The sequence below is a fragment of the Micromonospora noduli genome (assembly GCF_003264365.1).
Classification (GTDB): Bacteria; Actinomycetota; Actinomycetes; order Mycobacteriales; family Micromonosporaceae; genus Micromonospora; species Micromonospora noduli.
This window is the reverse complement of record NZ_PYAK01000018.1, coordinates 1-18,117: the sequence shown is the minus strand read 5'-3', so window position 1 is coordinate 18,117 and position 18,117 is coordinate 1. Positions and strand designations below refer to the sequence as shown.

At 68.0% G+C, this 18,117-nt stretch carries 17 protein-coding genes; 16 read left to right on the top strand and 1 reads right to left on the bottom strand.

Translation table 11 applies throughout. The features are described from left to right. The first annotated feature begins 11 nt into the window (after positions 1-11). The 15 genes from gntA (at position 12) to GUI43_RS15965 (ending at position 15,486) form a co-directional block, all read left to right on the top strand. On the top strand, positions 12-716 hold the full coding sequence (gntA, locus tag GUI43_RS16035) for a guanitoxin biosynthesis heme-dependent pre-guanitoxin N-hydroxylase GntA (protein ID WP_112583140.1): 705 nt from the start codon (positions 12-14) through the stop codon (positions 714-716). After that, positions 713-1,180 carry a GNAT family N-acetyltransferase gene (locus GUI43_RS16030; RefSeq protein WP_167457588.1) on the top strand — a complete coding sequence of 156 codons (468 nt, stop codon included), beginning with the start codon at positions 713-715 and terminating at the stop codon, positions 1,178-1,180. Before gntA ends, GUI43_RS16030 begins: the two co-directional genes overlap by 4 nt. A gap of 33 nt (positions 1,181-1,213) precedes the next feature. After that, entirely contained in the window at positions 1,214-1,984 is a 771-nt protein-coding gene (locus tag GUI43_RS16025) for an SDR family NAD(P)-dependent oxidoreductase (RefSeq protein WP_112583138.1), read from the top strand. Next, positions 1,984-3,018 carry an inosamine-phosphate amidinotransferase 1 gene (locus GUI43_RS16020; RefSeq protein ID WP_112583137.1) on the top strand — a complete coding sequence of 345 codons (1,035 nt, stop codon included), beginning with the start codon at positions 1,984-1,986 and terminating at the stop codon, positions 3,016-3,018. Before GUI43_RS16025 ends, GUI43_RS16020 begins: the two co-directional genes overlap by 1 nt. 47 nt (positions 3,019-3,065) lie before the next feature. Next, entirely contained in the window at positions 3,066-3,686 is a 621-nt protein-coding gene (locus GUI43_RS16015) for a LysE family translocator (RefSeq protein WP_112583136.1), read from the top strand. 44 nt (positions 3,687-3,730) lie between these two features. Beyond that, positions 3,731-4,441: an MOSC domain-containing protein gene (locus GUI43_RS16010; RefSeq protein WP_167457589.1), complete on the top strand. Its 711-nt coding sequence runs from the start codon at positions 3,731-3,733 to the stop codon at positions 4,439-4,441. 139 nt (positions 4,442-4,580) lie between these two features. Then, positions 4,581-5,618 carry an inosamine-phosphate amidinotransferase 1 gene (locus tag GUI43_RS16005; protein ID WP_112583134.1) on the top strand — a complete coding sequence of 346 codons (1,038 nt, stop codon included), beginning with the start codon at positions 4,581-4,583 and terminating at the stop codon, positions 5,616-5,618. A 288-nt stretch (positions 5,619-5,906) separates the two neighbouring features. Then, a complete protein-coding gene (locus tag GUI43_RS16000) occupies positions 5,907-6,608 on the top strand; it encodes a 2OG-Fe dioxygenase family protein (RefSeq protein WP_112583133.1) in 702 nt (233 codons plus the stop codon). Then, a complete protein-coding gene (locus GUI43_RS15995) occupies positions 6,605-8,701 on the top strand; it encodes a molybdopterin-containing oxidoreductase family protein (RefSeq protein WP_112699144.1) in 2,097 nt (698 codons plus the stop codon). The genes GUI43_RS16000 and GUI43_RS15995 overlap by 4 nt, the downstream gene beginning before the upstream one ends. A gap of 279 nt (positions 8,702-8,980) precedes the next feature. Further along, positions 8,981-9,772: an iron-containing redox enzyme family protein gene (locus GUI43_RS15990; RefSeq protein WP_225855006.1), complete on the top strand. Its 792-nt coding sequence runs from the start codon at positions 8,981-8,983 to the stop codon at positions 9,770-9,772. Then, the gene (dapF, locus tag GUI43_RS15985; RefSeq protein ID WP_112583131.1) at positions 9,769-10,671 is read left to right on the top strand and encodes a diaminopimelate epimerase; all 903 of its coding nucleotides are present in this window, start codon (positions 9,769-9,771) and stop codon (positions 10,669-10,671) included. The genes GUI43_RS15990 and dapF overlap by 4 nt, the downstream gene beginning before the upstream one ends. A 341-nt stretch (positions 10,672-11,012) precedes the next feature. After that, positions 11,013-11,795 (top strand): enoyl-CoA hydratase/isomerase family protein, encoded by a 783-nt coding sequence (locus GUI43_RS15980; protein ID WP_112583130.1) that lies wholly within the window; start codon positions 11,013-11,015, stop codon positions 11,793-11,795. Beyond that, positions 11,792-13,210, top strand: a complete 1,419-nt coding sequence (locus GUI43_RS15975; protein WP_112583129.1) for an asparagine synthase-related protein — start codon at positions 11,792-11,794, stop codon at positions 13,208-13,210. The genes GUI43_RS15980 and GUI43_RS15975 overlap by 4 nt, the downstream gene beginning before the upstream one ends. Before the next feature lie 14 nt (positions 13,211-13,224). Beyond that, positions 13,225-14,034 carry a TauD/TfdA dioxygenase family protein gene (locus GUI43_RS15970; protein ID WP_211326705.1) on the top strand — a complete coding sequence of 270 codons (810 nt, stop codon included), beginning with the start codon at positions 13,225-13,227 and terminating at the stop codon, positions 14,032-14,034. A 9-nt stretch (positions 14,035-14,043) separates the two neighbouring features. Beyond that, entirely contained in the window at positions 14,044-15,486 is a 1,443-nt protein-coding gene (locus tag GUI43_RS15965) for a class I adenylate-forming enzyme family protein (RefSeq protein ID WP_112583127.1), read from the top strand. Between the two features lie 413 nt (positions 15,487-15,899). On the opposite strand, the gene argJ is transcribed toward GUI43_RS15965, so the two are convergent. Then, positions 15,900-17,093 carry a bifunctional glutamate N-acetyltransferase/amino-acid acetyltransferase ArgJ gene (argJ, locus tag GUI43_RS15955; protein ID WP_112583126.1) on the bottom strand — a complete coding sequence of 398 codons (1,194 nt, stop codon included), beginning with the start codon at positions 17,091-17,093 and terminating at the stop codon, positions 15,900-15,902. A 204-nt stretch (positions 17,094-17,297) separates the two neighbouring features. On the opposite strand from argJ, the gene GUI43_RS34270 reads away from it, so the two are divergent. Continuing rightward, on the top strand, positions 17,298-17,699 hold the full coding sequence (locus tag GUI43_RS34270) for a class I SAM-dependent methyltransferase (protein WP_211326704.1): 402 nt from the start codon (positions 17,298-17,300) through the stop codon (positions 17,697-17,699). Positions 17,700-18,117 lie beyond the last annotated feature (418 nt).

The following is an 18,117-nucleotide window of genomic DNA, read 5'->3' as shown; positions in this document are numbered from 1 at the left end:
GGGGTATTTCAATGGCTCGACAGGATGAGTTTGTCCAGAAATCTGGACGTCTGACATCAGCATTCGAGGATTGGATTGCCGGCACCGCCTTCTCCTGCCTCGGTGCGCGCGCGTCGGTACGCCAGAAGCAATTATATTGCGTCGAACTGAAGTCGATGCTCGACGTCGACAGCACTCGGGAACTGCACCGGGAAATTGTCGACTTTGTCGACCAGGCCCGGCTGCACGAGACCAGGTTCAGCTCTTTCGCGGCGATCTTCGAAAATCCGCGGCGGCTGAGCGAGACGGAGTTCGAGCACACCCTCTGGGCGCAGCTCGCCATGCTTCGTCAGGTGGATCGGGAGAAATACGCATGGGCGCCGGGCGTCTCCAGTGATCCCCATTCCCTGGACTTCGCCTACAGCGTCGCCGGACATCCGTTCTTCGTCGTGGGTCTGCACTCCCAGGCATCGAGGATCTCCCGTCGGTTCACGCACCCGGTGCTCGTCTTCAACTCCCACATCCAGTTCGACCAGTTGAAGCAGGAGGGGCTCTACGCCTCGCTCCAGGACAAGATCCGGGCCCGCGAGCTGCGGCTTCAGGGGTCCATCAACCCGAACCTCGCCGACTTCGGGGAGCAGCCGGAGGCCCCCCAGTACTCGGGGCGGCCGCAGCCGGCGGAGTGGCGGTGCCCGATCTCGGGCGGGTCGGCGACGTTCGACGAGAGGGCTCGGTGAACACCTCCGTCAGTCAGACTTCTCTCCTGTCGCTGCGACGAGCCCGTCGGGCGGACGCGGAGGCCCTGCACGACCTGTCCGCTCCGTTCGTCGCGCTCGGTCGGCTGCGTCATCGCGATGTCGGTGAGTTCGCCCGGCGTCACGCCGACTTCCTGGTCGTCGAGGACGACAGCCGGATAGTGGCCTGCGCCGGCGTCCAGCGCTTCGGGGGTGACTGGGTCCTGGACAACCTGTGCGTCCACAGCAGCTTCCAGGGCCGTCGGACCGGGAGCCTTCTGCTCGACCGGACCCTCCAGGAGGCGGCCCGGTCATCGGCGCGTGCACTGTATGCGGCGTCCAGCCCGACCAACGCGTGGTTCCTCGGACACGGGTTCGCTGAGGTTGAGCCGGCTGCCGGGCCTCGGCGCTGGGTGAGCCAGCTGGATCCCACGCGTAATTCCGTCGTCTACCGCCGCTGGATCTGACGGTCGTCGGCCTACGGGAAAGGGTACAGAACAGTGACAGACCTGCCTTCTGCGATAGTGACCGGCGCGTCGTCGGGTTTCGGCCGGGCCGTCGTCGAGCGACTGGTGAAGACCGGGCGGCCCGTCGTGGCGCTGGCCCGTCGCACCGAACGGCTCACCGAGCTCGCCGACCGCCTCGGCCACGACCTGGTGCATCCGCTGACCGTCGACGTTCGGGACGGAGACGCCGTCGCCCATGCTTTCGGCGACCTGCCCGCACCGTTCTCCGATGTGGGCGTCCTCGTCAACAACGCCGGTCTCTCGAAGGGCTTCGGCCCGATCCAGGACGCCGAGCTGCGCCACTGGCGCGAGATGGTCGACACGAATGTGCTGGGGCTCCTGCACTGCGTCCGCGCGGCCCTGCCCGTCATGCTGGCCGCCGGCCGCGGCCACGTGGTGAACATCGGCTCCATCGCCGCGGTGTATCCCTACCTCGGTGGGAACGTCTACGGCGGCACCAAGGCATTCGTCCACCAGCTCAGTCTCAACATGCGCACCGATCTGGAGGGCAGCGGCATCCGCGTCAGCTGCATCGCCCCCGGCATGGCCCGTACGGAATTCGCTCTGACCCGGTTCGACGGGGATCAGGAGCGGGCAGACGCCTTGTACGACGGTAGCGACCCGCTCACCCCGCAGGACATCGCCGAGGCGGTGGAGTGGTGCATCTCCCAGCCTCAGCGAGTCAACGTGAGTCTCATCGAGCTCATGCCCACGGATCAGCCCTTCGGCCTCAGCTTCCGCCCGAGTCAACCCAAGGAGCAGTGATGACGCACACCGTCTGGAGTGTCAACGACTGGGATCCGCTGGAGGAGGTCGTTCTGGGCTCCGCGGCCGGCCTCACCCCGCCTCCGGTGGACGTTTCGCTGAGGCACTTCTTCGAGCCCCCGGCGGACGCCGGGGACGAGCGGATCGACGCCGGCACGCTGCAACGCGTGGTGGACGAGACCGAGGAGGACTTCGCCGAGCTGACCGAGACGTTGACGAGTGCCGGTGTACGGGTGCGCCGTCCGGACACGACCACCGTGGGCCGGCGTTACGCCACTCCGGAGTGGGAATCCGTCGCCATGCATGCGCTGATGCCACGGGACTGCCTGCTGGTGATCGGCGACCGCGTCATCGAGGCGCCGATGCCGATGCGTGCCCGCTACTTCGAGACCGCCCCGTTCCGGTCCCTGCTCCGGGAGTACTTCGACGCGGGCGCCTCCTGGTTCTCGGCGCCGAAGCCCCTGCTGCCCGACGAGACCTACGTGTACGAACCTGGTGCCTCGGTCGTGGCGGAGGATGAGCCGTTGTTCGACGCGGCCAACATGCTCCGGTGTGGGACCGACATCTTCTTCAACGTGAGCAACACCGGCAACCGGCGGGGCGCGGCCTGGCTGCGCCGGCAGCTGGGCTCGGACTTCCGGGTGCACGAGATCTCCATCTGCAGCGATCACGTCGGAACGACGTTGCACATCCTGCGGCCGGGGCTGCTGCTGGCCAACTCGGAACGCCTCACCCCGGATCGGATTCCCGGCCCGCTGCGGTCCTGGAAGACCATCTGGGTGGACACACCAGAGGACGACGGCTATGCCTTCGACTGGCCGCGCGCGTCCGTCTGGGTCGGCATGAACATTCTGGCCCTCGGCCCCGACACGGTCGTGGTGCCGGCGAACCAGACCCGGGTGATCAAGCAGCTGGAGAACGCCGGCATCACCGCGGTCCCCACCAGCTTCCGGCACGGCCGCACGTTCGGCGGCGGACTGCACTGCTGTTCGCTGGACGTCCGCCGGCGCGGCGGACTCGAGACGTACCTGTGACTCCGTCGCGCCGGCGACGTTTTTCCTGAGCAGAAAAGGCCAGCAAGTTGACGCTCACCATCCTTGCCTCGTTCGCTCTCAGTGCGTTCCTGCTGAACCTGAGCCCCGGGCCGTCGATCCTCTACGTGATGTCGCGCAGCGTCGTCAACGGGCGGATCGCCGGAGTGTTCGCGGCCTTCGGGCTGGCTAGCGGGAGTGCGATGTGGGCGCTCCTGACGGCGATCGGCGCGTCCGCCCTGATCGCCTCGTCCGAGCTGGCCTTCACGGTGCTGCGGTTCGCCGGTGCCGCGTACCTGCTCTATCTGGGCATCTCTGGGCTCCGTGACCAGCCGTTCACGGTAAGAACCGAGAGACCGGCCAGGGTGTCCGGCTTGCGCAGCTACCTTCAGGGCTTCGTGGTGGAGGGCACGAATCCGAAGACGGTCACCTTCTTCCTCGCCCTGGTCCCGCAAATCATCGTCAGTCTCGACGATCCGGGCCTGCTGGTCCTGATCGGGTTTTGCCTGATCGTTCCGCTGACCGCCCTGCCCATCGACGTCACCGTCGGAGTGACCGGAGGCACCCTGGCCTCCAAGATCGCCACACGTCCCCGGGTGGGGCGTGCGCTCAACTACCTGTCGAGCGCCGTCCTCATCGCCCTGGCCAGCCTGGTGCTGTTCGACCGATGACCCGGCCCGGCCAACCGTCCGGGCCTCGCGCGAAGGAGTCTCTCGTGTCCGCTGTCGAGGCGACAGTCGAAGCGCTCTACCGGTATCCGTTCAAGTCCATGCGGGGCGAGACGGTCGATGACGTACGGCTGGACGGCCGCGGAATGGCCGGCGACCGCGAGTGGGCCGCCACCTTCCCGGATGGGCGGGTGGGCAGCTGCAAGACCTGGAAGCACGTCCGTCGCCTCGACGGCCTGCTCGCCTACGCGGCGCGCACACGCCACGGTCGCGTCGAGGTTCACACGCCGACCGGCGCCGTGCTGGCTGCCGGCGACCCCGACCTGGACGCGGCCCTCACGGCGCTGGCCGGTGAGCCGGTGCGGGCCGCCCGAGAGTCGGGCACACCTCACTTCGACATCGGCGCGGTCCACCTGATCTCACGTTCGTCCCTCACCGCGCTGGCGGCCGAGGTGCCGGGAGGAACCGTGGTCCCGGTGGCCCGCTTCCGGCCCAATATCGTCATCGCCGGGAAGTGGGGGCCGGGATTCGAGGACGACTGGATCGGCCGCGAGGTGTCCATCGGGGAGACCACGAGACTTGAGATCACCGAGCAGACCGAGCGGTGCGTGACGGTCACGCTGCCGCAGCCGGGCGTGCCCCGCGACAAGGAGGTCCTCCGGGTGCTGGCCAAGGGGAGAAACACCAACTTCGGGGTGTACGCGAAAGTCATCTGTGCCGGCTCGGTGCGGTTCGGCGACCGCGTCCGTGTGAGCTGAAGCGGTCTTCGCCCGAGACCCCGGCTCCCGAACTGACACAGCCCCGGAATTCTGACGCCGGTGGGCGTTGATCCAACTGCGCGCGACCTCAAAGGCGTGGACGTGCCCGGCTACTGCCACCTGATCGAGGGGATTGCCGATGACCGTGAACGCTGTGTGGAGCAGTAACGACTGGGACCCGCTGGAGGAGGTCGTGCTGGGCACAGCCGTCGGCTTCACCCCCCCGCCCGTGGACCCCTCCCTCCGCCACTTCTTCGAACGACCCGACGAGGCGGAGCGCGAGAAGATCCCCAGCGCAATGCTGGATCGAGTCGTCGACGAAGCGGAAGAGGACCTTCGCGATCTCACCGCGGTACTCGAGTCGCACGGTGTCGCCGTTCGACGCCCCGAACGCCCGGTGCCGGGACAGCAGTATTCGTCACCGAACTGGGCGTCCGTCGCGATGCATGCGCTCATGCCGCGAGACTGCCTGTCGGTCATCGGTGACATGCTGATCGAGGTCCCGATGCCGATGCGGTCCCGGTACTTCGAGGTCTTCCCGTTTCGCGACCTGCTGCGCGAGTACTTCGATTCCGGAGCTCGATGGCTGTCGGCACCGAAGCCGAGGCTGCCTGACTCCACGTACATCTACGAGTCGAATGCCTCCGTAGTTGCCGACGATGAACCCTTGTTCGATGCCGCAAACCTCCTGAGATGCGGGTACGACATTTTCTTCAACGTCAGCAGCACCGGTAACCGGCGAGGTGCGACTTGGCTCCAGCGAGCTTTGGGGCCGGATTTCACGGTGCACGAGATGTCCATCTGCGCCGATCACGTGGACACGACACTGCACATCCTTCGGCCGGGCTTGCTGTTGGCCAATGCCTCTCAAATGAAGCCCGAAATGATACCGAGCCCGCTGCAGAGTTGGAAGACACTGTGGGTCACCGATATCGAGGATGACGGTTTCGCTTTCGACTGGCCACGCGCTTCTCGCTGGGTCGGGATGAACCTCCTGGCGCTCGGCCCGGATCGTGTGCTCGTCCCGTCCACCCAGGTTTCCCTAATGCGTCAGCTGGAACAGGCCGGGGTGGAGCCGGTACCCGTGCGGTTCCGGCACGGCCGTTCCCTCGGGGGCGGACTGCATTGCTGTTCTCTCGACATCCGGCGCCGGGGAGAGCTGACCAGGTACTTCTGATCAGGTCGGCGGCGGTCCTCGATGCTAGCGGTATCGCGGGCTTCCGGGCGTCCTTTTGCCGTTGAACATTTTCGGTAAGCAAAGTTTCGTACGGACGGTCTTGACGCCCACGAGGTCCAATGAATACTATTCGCATAGTCCGATATGGATGCTTAGGTCATCATAGGACGAGGAACGAGTCGGCGACGAATCAGGTTGACAACGACGACCCCTGAATCATCTCGCCGCCACCCCGATTCGGTCAATCGGCACTTCTCCCGAACACTGCTGAACAGAACGGAAGGTTGCATGTCAACACTCGCCGACGGTTATGACATCATCGATCTGCCTCCGATCTCGCGGGAGGTGCTGGACAGTTACGACAATCTCCCGCTCGATGTCTACATGGGAAACCAGACGCGCTACAAGCGCTTCTCGCAGTACAAGCTCGACCACACCTCCGACGCCTGGTCGTTCGAGCTGCTCGCGCACCGCGCCTACAGCCAGTCCCGCCAGCACAACACGGTCGCGGGCGGCATCCTGCGCGAGTACGAGCCCTTGCAGGCCGACTTCCTCCCCTACGTGCACGCGGTGGCCGCCAGTCTGCCGCTGGACCGTTCCGAGAGCTGGCAGGTGAACGTTCATCAGAACCGCAGCCGCGCCACGGAGGCGAAACCCGGGCTGGTCACCCCGGAGGGCGTCCACAGGGACGGGCACGAGTACGTCGGGATCCTGGTCTTCAACAGGCACAATGTGGCCGGGGGTGAGATGCGGCTGTGGAAGGCCCTCGACTCCTCCGAGCCGTTCTGGCGTGGCACCGTCCAGCCTGGCCAGGCTGCGCTGCTCGATGACCGCGCCGTCGCACACGACGTCACAGATCTGCATCCGGCTACCCCCGGCCAGGAGGGGCACCGCGACATCATCATCGCTGCGTTCTCGCGCTGGTCACGGGGTAAGTACGGTGAGGAGTACGAGCAGGCGGTGCTCGACAGCGAACCCTTGGCGCCATGAAGGCGACGGGTGGACGTGTCACTGTGGTCGACCGTGAGGTTGCGGGTGGATGCCCGTTGGACTGCCCGGACGCCTGCAGTTGGATAGTGGGCGTCCGCGACGGTGTCGCCGTCACGTTGCGCGGTCGCCCCGAGCACCCCTTCACCCACGGCACTCTCTGCGTGAAGGTCAACCAGTACCTCGACCACGCGGCGTCACCCGATCGTCTCCGTCATGCACTGCGTCGCTCCGGTCCGAAGGGCACCGGCAGGTTCACGAGGATCAGCCTGGACTCGGCGTTCGACGAGATCGCCGAACGGTTCAACCGGGTTCGTCACGAGTACGGCGGCGAGTCGATCTGGCCGTACCAGGGAACGGGCAACCTTGGGTACCTCCAAGGGCTCCAGGGCCAGGCCGGCGCACGGTTGTGGAACGTGCTCGGCGCCTCCGAGCACGACATGACGATCTGTTCGGCGGCTGGGCTGGTCGGCGCGGACCTGGCCACCGGCACCCACCGGGGCATCGATCCGGAGTCGCTGGCCCACTCACGGTTGATCTTGCTGTGGGGCGTCAACACCCTCACCACGAGCCATCACCAGTGGCGGTTCATCAACAAGGCACGCGAGCAGGGCGCGCACGTCGTTGCGATCGACCCAGTGGCCACAAGGACCGCCCAGCAGGCCGACGAACACCTGGCACCGCGGCCCGGTACCGACGCCGCCCTCGCGCTGGGCCTGCTCAACGTGGTGGTCGCCGCCGGCGGGGCGGACCGTGGCTACCTGGCCGACCACACACTGGGGTGGCCCGAGTTCCACGCCCGCATCGAGCAGTTCCCTCCGGAACGGACCGCGGAGTTGACCGGCGTTTCCCGCGCACAGATCGAGCAGCTGGGGGAACGGATCGCCACCACGAGACCCACCGGCATCCGCGCCGGCAGCGGGATGCAGCGCCACGCGGGCGGCGGCGCGGCCGTCCGCGTGCTCGCCTGCCTGCCCGGCGTCACCGGTGACTGGGGCAGGCTCGGTGGTGGCCTCACCTACTCGACCGACGGGTACTTCGGCGGGAACCGGGAGGCTCTCCTCCGCAGCGACCTGCGTGCGGCGCCGGTGCGTCGGCTCTCCATGACCCGGCTCGGCCAGAACCTCCTCGACCTGACCCCGCCGGTCAAGGCGCTGTTCGTGTACGGGGCCAACCCGGTGGTCAGCAACCCCGATCAGCAGCGCGTTCGCCAGGGGCTCGCCCGCGAGGACCTGTTCACGGTGGTCGTCGACCACTTCCAGACCGACACCGCCGACTACGCCGACATCGTGCTGCCCGCGACCATGCAGACCGAGCACCTGGACGTCCTCGACGGCTACGGCCACATGTACATCGCGTGGAACGAGCCGGCGACGGTCCCTCCGGGCGACTGCCTGTCCACGACGGAGACGTTCCGCCGAATCGCCAGGCACATGGGGTTGTCCGAGCCGAGACTCTACGATTCGGACCAGGAGATGGCGGCCCAGTTGCTGGCCTCGGACCATCCATCGCTGGACGGTATCGATGTCGAGTCCCTGCGCCGAGACGGGTGGGTGAGACTGAGTTATCCGGCCGATTTCGTGCCGTTCGCCGACGGCTTCCCGACACCGTCCGGCAAACTGGAATTCCGGTCCGAGCGAGCCGTGGAGGCCGGGTTCGAGGCAGTGGCGGGATACACGCCGCCACGCGAGTCGACCGACCCGGAACTGGCCGCGCGGTACCCGCTCTCGCTGATCGCCGGTGCCTCGCACTTCTTCCTCAACTCGGTCTTCGCCAACAAGCCGGAACTGCGGCGCCGGGCTGGTCCGCCACGGGTCGAGCTGCACCCGGACGACATGGCGGCTCGTGGGCTCACCGACGGCACACCGGTCGTGGTCTTCAACGACCGCGGTTCATTCGTCTCCACCGCGCACGCCTCCGCACACGTCCGCAGCGGAGTCGTAGCGACCACAAAGGGCCATTGGATGAAGCTCACAGGCGGCTCGACCGTCAACGCGACGGTGAACGAGCGGGACGCCGACATGGGCGGCGGTGCGGTGTACCACGACAACCGCGTCGAGGTCGAGGAATGGCAGCCCTCCGCGCCGCAAGACTGATATCAGACGACACATTATTTCCATGGGGGTACGACCGTGCAACGAACAGCTTCTGTCGTCGACGACATCTCGGACTGGCTGTCGATATCAGCGGATCAGCTCGACCGGGCGGTGCGCGGTGAGCTGCGGGAACAGGTTCTCCAACGGGTGGGAGAGCTGAACGACCGCGCTACCGCCGGTGACCCGGATGCATTTCTGCAGCAGCAACAGCTCCTCGCCCGAATCTATGATCTCGGGTTGCGGATCGCTCCGGGTGAACCAAGCGCTGAGGGATCGGTCGTGATTCACGAGATCGCCCGCCTGGTGGAGTCGGCCACCGGCGCCGCAGAGGATGCCCGCATCGAAGCCGGCCTGCTGGACGGCATGCCGACCGAACCGGCCGCTTACGTCTCCTGGTTGAAGGCGCTGGCCAAGCAGCACCGGGTGTACAAGCATCCCTACTACACCGATTTCATCAGCAACCACGCAGACTCCGAGGACCTGCGTCGGTACATGATCCAGGAGTCGGTCATCGACGCGAGGTTCGACGACCTGCTCGCCCTCATGCAGGTCGGTACCGACGGTGCCGCGAAGCTGGAGATCGCGGCGAACTACTGGGACGAAATGGGCAACGGCCGGCCGGACGAGGTGCACACCACGCTCTTCAGACGGATCTTCGAGGTCTTCGACGTGCGGGAGGAGGAGGTCGCCGACCAGCTCACGGGCACGGCGCTGCTGTCCGGGAACCTCGCGGTGATGTTGTCGCGCTACCGGTGCCGGTACGCCGAGGCGGTCGGATACCTCGGGATGACCGAGTGGCTGGTGCCGGACCGGTTCGTGTGCGTCGTGCGCGCATGGGAGCGACTGGGGCTGCCGGAGGTCGGGATCACCTACCACAGGCTGCACATCACGGTCGACTCCCAGCACGCAGCCGGGTGGTTCCACAACGTGGTGAAGCCGGCGGCGACCTCCGAGGCCATGCGCATCGGCATCGCACGCGGGACCATGTGGCGGCTCAACTCGTCCGCGCGCTACCTTGACGAGCGGTTCGCCGAGACCGGCGCGCGGTGGGCTGACGGCAGCCGCAGGTGACCTCGCTGCAAGGGGAAGGCCTTCCGCGCTTCGCGAAGTACCAGGCGATGGGCAACGACTACCTGGTCGTGGATCCCGAGGACGCGCTGCCGGCCGCACCGGCGACAGCGGTCGCGATGTGCGACCGGCACTTCGGGATCGGCGCGGACGGAATCGTCTTCCGGGGACCGCCCGCGGGCGCGGGCCAGCCCATGCCGGTCCGGTTGTTCAACCCGGACGGGAGCCCGTGCGAGCGGAGCGCGAACGGGCTGCGCATTCTCGCCCTGCACCTGTCCCGAGGCGGCGGTACGGAGTTCGTGCTGGACACGGGGTTCGGCCATACCAGTGTCCGGGTACTGGACCGGTCCGCAGGGCTGGTGTCGATCGACTTGGGTCGTCCGGATTTCGACGCGGACGCCGTCGGCCTGGTCGGGGGTTCCGGCCCGGTCGTCGACCATCCGTTGTCCGTCGCCGGGCGGACCCTCCGGGTGACCTGCGTCCACAACGGAAACCCGCACGCGGTCGTCGTCCTACCGGCCGACGACGAGTCGGCCGCGCGGGAGCTGGGGCCGCTGATCGTCCGGCACTCTGCGTTCCGCACCCGGGTCAACGTGGAGTTCGCGGTCGTGCGCGATCGGAGTTCGCTCGAGGTCGTGGTGTGGGAACGCGGTGCCGGGCCAGTGCTCGCGTCGGGGAGCGGGGCCTGCGCGGCGGCAGCCGCGGTGCGGCGTCTCGGTTTGGTGGGCGACGAGGTCAACGTCCGGATGCGCGGTGGTGCCGTCACCGTGTCCGTCGACGCCGGCGGCGCGGTCCGGCTTACCGGACCGGTCGAGGAGGTCGCCACCGGACGGGTCTCCGCCGGACTCGCCGCTCGAGCGGGTCGACCGACCCGCCCGGTGCCGACGTCAAGCTCCTCCTGAGGCAGCAGGAGCCGCCACGGTGGCGGTGTGGCGGGCGCGCAGAAGTCGCCGATCGGATTTGCCCGACGGGAAGCGGGAGAGGTGCTGCAGGACCCAGGACGCGCTGGAACGGGCCACCGGCTCTATCGATGAATGGCTATGCTAAGGATGTGCGCCGAACGTACGCGCCACAGCGAAGAACTCGAACGGTATTGGGGTGAAACCCCGTTTGTGCGGCCTATTCCGGCAACGTTGGCGGAAGGGTGATCACCATGTTTATGGACGAGTAATCATCGTGCTTCACCCGGGGAGATGCGCGATTGCGCCATCTTCACCCCGAAAAATCATGGAGGACCAGCTTGATGAACAACGCTGTCGACATACAGCCCCGTGACACCTTCACCGTGGTGACGAAGGACGGCGTCGCGCAGGTTTCGTTCGAGGGCTCGCACCAATCCAACGCGATGAGCAACGGCCGGATGCGCGCACTCACCGGGATCCTCCGCGAGCTCGAGGCCGACGACGCGGTCGCCGCCGTGGTGCTGCACGGCGGCGAGGGCAACTCCTTCGCCGTGGGTGGCGATTTCCACGAGGTCAGCCACTTCTCCGGCGGTGACGAGGTGGACGAGTGGATCGACAACATCACCGAGCTCTACGTCGCCAGCCTCGAAGTCACCAAACCCACAGTGGCCGCCGTCGAGGGTTACGCCATCGGTATCGGTCTGCAACTCCTGCTGACGTGCGACTACCGCGTCGGTGCGGACTCGTCGATCCTGCGCATGCCTGAGTTCAAGGTCGGTATCGCATGCAATTTCGGCGCGTTCATGCTGGAACGCTCGGCCGGGCGTTCGGTCATGCAGAACATGCTCCTGTCGTGTGACGAGTGGCCCGCCGAGCCCTCCCTGCGGGACGGTCTGCTGCACCGGGTGGTGCCCGCGGCCGAGGTGCTGCCGACCGCGCTGGCCCGCGCGGCGGCCTTCGCCGACTACAACCCGGCGGCCGTGCGCAACACGAAGCCGCAGATGAACCGCGACTACATCCAAGGGTTGCACGTTCTACGGGACAACGCGAAGAGATCACATCGGGCAGGATTCGCCTCGGGGCGGCCGCAGCGGGAAATGCGCCGGATCGTGGGCAAGGCATGAGCGGCGGCTGGGTGGTCGTCGCCAACCGGCGCGTGACCGGACTTGAGCCGATGGGTGAGTGCGTCGAGGTCGGTGATCTGTTCGTCTACCACCGTGGCCTCGCGGCGGGGCTGCCCTCGGCCGCGCCGTTCGACATCGACGTCCGTACGCTGACGGCGGCGCCCGCGCTCGGCGAGCTGCCCACGAAACCGGCGCAGCGGACCGTGCTGCAGGTGGCCGAGGACGCCGTGACCGCGTTCACCTCAGTGTTCAACGAGGACGCCATCTATGTCGCCGAGGACCCCGCGACCGGTGGCTTCGCCTTCTTCACCGACCTGCTGCTCGCCGCGGCTATTCTGCCCGCGTGGGGCTCCGCCGCCCGCGTGCGCTCGGCTCCTGCGGGCACCGATCCGGAAGCCACGCTGGTCGACGGGATCCGACGGTTGGACCACTCGGTCCGGCAGCGCCGTGCCCGGACCGCTTCGGGCTGGCTGACCAGCACCGCCCCGCGAGCCGAGGACTTCCTCGAGCAGTTCCGCACGCCGTTTCGGGACGATCCGCTGGCCGCCGGGCAGGCGCAGCTGGCCGAGCTGGACGCGGTGATCGCCGGCATCTCCGCCGCCCGCCCCGAGGCCACGTACGCGTCGCTGCTCTCCGGCGGGATCGACTCGGGCACCGTGACCTACCTGGCCGCGGCGCGGAACCTCGACGTGCGGCCGTACAGTGTCGGAACCCCCTGGGGAGACGAGTTCTCCGACGCCGCGGAGCTGTGCGAGGTCGCCGGTCTCAAACTGCATCCGCTTCTGCTCGACGAGGACAGCATCATCCGTGCCGTCCCGGCCGCCGTCCGCTGGCTCGGCGTGACCACGCCGGAGGTGGTCGAGGTCGCGCTCACGGCCACGGCGTTCTACCAGTCCGGCGTCCTCGAACCGGGTCGCGTGCTGCTCACCGGGTACGGCAGCGACCTCATCAATGCCGGGCTCTTCACCCCGTTCGAGCACCCGGACGAGCTGATCGGCCAGGGCATCGAGGCGGTCGCGCGAACCCGAACCAGTGGTGAGCTGGCCAACCGGATGGCGCTGGCGTACGGCGTCGAGACGTTCCACCCGTTCTGGACGCTCCCGGTGATGCGCACCGCGCTGGAGACCACTCCCGCGTGCAAGGTCCGCGACGGCCGGGAGAAGTTCCATCTGCGGACCGCGATGGCCGCCCACGTCACCCCCGCCATCGCGTGGCGCCGCAAGATCGCCGTACATCACGGTGGGAACCTGCAGGACGGGGTGCGGCGGCGGCTCGCTGCGGACTCCGGGCAGAGCGACCCCTCCCGCGTCTACCAAGCATGCTTCGCCGACCTTCTGGCGCTGGCCGGTCAAGGACACCTCGACGACTGGAACCCCGACGAGGTCTACGCACGCGCGCTCGCCGCGATCCGATGAACGAGGAGATGGTGATGACCGAGAACACACTGACCGGCTCGGGTCTTGGCACGGTGTTGCCGTCGCCGCCCGGGGAGGCCGTCGAAGAGCTGGCCCGGCGGTCCCAGGAGGCGGCGCTGACCAGCGGGGCCGCGTTGACCCGCGGCCTGGACTTCACCGAGGAGGCCTTCCAACGACTCGTCCACCTCCTCGGCCAGACCGTGGATCACAAGTTCGGCGAAGGCCAGGCCGATCTGCTGCTGCTCAACGCCTCCAGGGACGAGGGAAAGGTCGTCACCGGCCGCGGCCCCCTCCCGCTGCACACCGACGGACTGCTGGTGGGCGAGCAGGTCGACCTGATCGTCCTGTTCGCCAAGGACTTCGCCGACGAGCCCGGTTCCGGCGAGACCACGGTGTGCGACCAGCTCGCCGCGTGGCGCGAGATCCCGGCGCACCTCGGCAAGGTTCTCGCCGACGGCCGGCTCGAATACCTCGTCGAGGAACGCGGCTACTTCCCGCAGGTGCCCGCCGACTGGTACGAGATCCCGACCACCCGCGACTACGGCCGCGTGCGCTCACTGAACCTGGCACTCGGATTCCCGCCGGATGTGCCGCAGGGCTGGCAGGTGCGCGTCGCCGGCATGGACGCCCACGACTCCGCCGCATTCTTCGCGGAGCTGTCAGCGCACCTGCACTCGCCGCGCTACCTCTATCAGCATCGTTGGCAGACCGGTGACCTGCTGGTGATCGACAACCAGCGGACGCTGCACGGCCGCACCGCGATCGGGTCCGACGGGGTGCGGCTGCTCTATCGCGGCCAGGTCACTCTGCCGACGACCGCCTGAGGAGAAACGATGCTACTGACCGAGTTCCGTTCCGTGGTGGCCCGCAGAGCCGACGCCCTCGCGGTGGTGGTCCCCGACGGCGAACGCCTGACCTACGGCGAGCTGTCGCTGCGGGTCGACCGTGCCCTCGGCTGGTTGCGGGCCCGCGGCATCGGCGAGGGCCAGGTGGTGGCGACCTGGCTGGACAACGGAATCGACTACGTGGCATTGGTGTTCGCCCTGGCGGGCAGCGGCGCGATCCACGTGCCGATCAGCCGGTCGGCGACGCCGGAGCACATCGCCTGGCTGGTCGAGCGAACGAAACCGGCGCTCGTCGTCGGCGCGGAGCCGCTGCCGGACGTCGTCGTCGAGCAGGTGACGACCGCAGAGCTGGCGGCCGGCTCCGAGCTGATCGGCGCGCGGCCGTTCGGAGCTCACGAGGGCGCGTTCCGGCTGCTGGAGACGTCCGGCTCCACCGGGAAGCCCCGGCTCGTGACCTGGCGCCAGGACGACCTGCTCCACGACCGGCGACAGTGGATCGCCTACACCGCGACGACCGCCGTCGACGTGCTGTTCAACCGCCACACCCTGGACGTCGCACACGGCTGCGACGTCCACCTGTTCCCGGCGCTGCTCTCAGGCGCCCTCCTGGTGCTGGCCGATCCGTCCGCCTCGCCCGACCAGCTGCTGCTGTGGCTGCAGGAGACCGGCGCCACCGTGTCCAGCGCACTGCCGAGGCACTACGAGTTGCTGACGCAGGCGGCACGCGGCCGGTCCGTCGACCTTTCCGCGATGCGGATGCCGCTCTGCGGCGGTGCGTACCTGAGCGGCCAGGCCGTCGCCGACGCGGCGGAGGTGCTCGGTATCCACATTCGACGCATCTACGGCTCGACCGAGTTCGGCATCGTGCTGGGGAACATGGACGATGCCGTGCAGACCACTCGCGGTATGACCCCGGTCACCGGGGTGGAGATCAGGCTCGCTCCCCTGGACGCGGCGTGGCCGTCGATCGGTGAGGTGCTGGCCCGCTCGGCGCACACGAGCGTCGGCTACTTCGGTGACGCGGCGGCGACCTCCGCCACGTTCCGCGACGGCTGGTACCACACGGGGGATGTCGCCGAGTTCGACGGCGAGTACCGGATCCTCGGCCGTGTCGCCGACCTACTCGGCGGCTCGGCCGGTCCGGTGTTCTGCCCTGGCGTCGAGGCCGCGCTGACAGCCGCATGCCCGATCACCGAAGCCGCCGTACTGGCGCCGCTGCCCGGGGAGACCGAGGGTGGGGCGCTCGTGGTGGCGACCCCCGCGGCCGGGGTCGAGGACGAGCGCGTGCGCGCGACGATCCGTGCCGTGCTCGAGGACCTGGGTGTGCGTGCGGAGATCGTGCTCGCCGCCACCATCCCCCATACCGCCGTCGGGAAGGTGGACAAGCCCGCCCTGCGCAAGGGGCGGACGTCGAACGTGCGCCAGCGCTGACCGATGACGGACCGAAACCTGTGAAGCCCAGCGAGACAATGCTTGATCTTGTTCTACCTGGGCGTTAGCGCTGGTGGTGGGCTGGTCGGTGGTGTCGGGCTTGTTGATCCCTGCCCGGTCTGGCAGGCGGCGTGGTCGGGGTCGGCGGGTGAACCGCTCGGGATGCGCCGCCCAGGCCGTGTCGAGGGTACGTTGCCGCTGGCAACTTCCACGGCACCTGGGACGGTGGGGAACTCAACCAGGCCGACCACATCGCCACTGGGCGCGCCATTCTCGACGGCGGCCGCGACGCGGGCAACCGCTGGGTCAGCCTCGCTCGCCAGGCCGGACACCGTCTGGGGAGCCGCTTCGCGGTCTTTCCCTCCACGGCTGATCCCCGGTCGCGCGCGGTGCGCCCAGGATCCGCGGCCTGATCAGGTCGTGTAGTCGGCGTTGATGCGGATGTAGCCGTCGGTGAGGTCGCAGCCGTAGACGGTGAACGAGCCGGCGGCGATCCCGAGGTCGATGTCGATCGTGACTTCCTTGCCGCGCATGTATTCCGCGGCCCGGTCCAAGAGGTCGTCGGCGGAGCTTTCGGGGAACATCAGCAGATCGCCGAAGCGGATCGCTACCCGGTCGGGGTCGATGTCGGTCTCGTCCTCCAGCTTGCCGATCGCCATCGCGACCCGGCCCCAGTTCGGATCAGCGCCGTGCACGGCGGTCTTGACCAGCGGCGAGTTCACGACGCTCTTGCCGACCAGCTTCGCCTGCGCGTCGTCGCGCGCACCACTCACCCGAACCTCGATGAGCTTGCTCGCGCCCTCGCCGTCGGAGGCAATGTCCCTGACCAGGTGCAGGGCCGCCCGGTGCAGCGTCTGCTCGAACTCTCCGAGGTCGGCCGGGCCGGCAACGCCGTTCGCGAACACCGCGGCGGTGTCACTGGTCGAGGTGTCGGTGTCGATGCTGAGCGCGTTGAATGTGCTGTCGACCACCCGGCGGAAGATCGCGTCGAGGTCTTCCCTGCCGACCCGCGCATCGGTGAAGAAGAACGTCAGCAGCGTCGCCATGTTCGGCTCGATCATGCCGACGCCCTTGGCGATGCCGACGATCACGGCGTCACCACAGCGCAGCCGGACCACCTTGTGGCGGGTGTCCGTCGTCATGATCGCGCGCGCACTGGCGTCGAAGTCGGCGGCGGGGAACGGCCACGACAGCTCGTCGAGCCCTCGCCGGATCTGTGCCATCGGATAGGGCCGCCCGATCACTCCGGTCGAGCCGATCAGGAGCTCGCCGGCGGGGATCCCGGCGACCCCGGCGACCCTGCGCTGAATCTCGGCGGCGTTCTCAGCGCCGACCTTCCCGGTCGCGACGTTGGCATTGCGGGAGAGCACGACCATGCCCCGGAGGCTCCCGGCCGCCGCGGACTGCCGACTGAGCTCGACGCTGGGCCCGGCGAACCGGGAGCGCGTGAACACCGCCGCCGACGTCGCGGGAACCTCGGACACGATGGCGGTAAAATCGTCACCGACGTCTTTGAGGCCCAGGTTGCTCGTCACGCCAAGGAAACCCTGTGGCACAAGAGAAGCCCGCGGCTCAAGGAGATATTGCGATTCAGCTGTCGACGACATCCGCTCACCAGTTTCATCCGTTGACGGCATTGTCCCATAGCCGCGTCCGGCCCTCTACGGATCAGAAGCCACCGTGGGACACCGGGGTGACGTCGCCCGAGCTGGTCGACCTGGTAGGGGGGCACGGCGCGCTGCCGCCCGGCCGCGCCCTCGAACTCGGCTGCGGCACGGGGACCCACCTACCTCGCACGGCACGGCTGGGAGGTGGCGGCCGTCGACCTGATCGATCGCGCCGTCGACCAGGCCAGGGAGAAGGCCGCGGCGGCGGGAGTGACGGTACGGCTGCTGCACGGAGACGCCACCCGCCTCGACGAACTGGACCTGCCGGGCCCCTTCGACCTGAGCTGCTACTGCGGGGTCCCGCTACACCGCCGCGACGCCTACGCCGCCGGGCTCACCCACCGCGCCGCTCCCGTAGCACGATTGCTGATGTTCGGGTACGGCCCCGAGCCGCTCGGCAATCCGATCCCCGAAGTCACGTCGTGGGCGGTGGGCGTCACAGCCGACGAGCTCCGCTCCAGGTTCCCCGGCTGGGAACTAATCGACGTCACACCGGGTACCAACTCGGTGCCGACCTTCTGGTTCACGCTGCGCCGCGACGCCTAGCAATCCCCCTGACCGAAGAGGCTGCCGCCACCACGCTGTCACGGTGCTGCCGGCCGAGCCCACCCGACCGATCGTGAGCTGCCGGTCCAGTGCTCTGGTTGGCGCTAGCGCTGGCTTCCGCGGCCGCATCGGTCGATCGGGGAACACGCTCACTATCGCCGCGCCTTGTCAGCGGCAGATGCGCACGTCGGGGATGACCCCGTGACGTTGCGGATGAGCGGGATGTTTGCTCGATCCGGACGGGATGCGAGGCTGAACGCGTGGCTTCCGGAGCGACGTACACGTGGACAACTCCGGCTGCCCGGCGGCCTGGTACGCACCTTGAACGCGTCGGTATAACTGGAGACCGGCGAAAGCGCGGTGGAGTGTTACGCAACCGGGTTCACCCTGCGCAGGTCGATGACATCCTCGCCCAGGT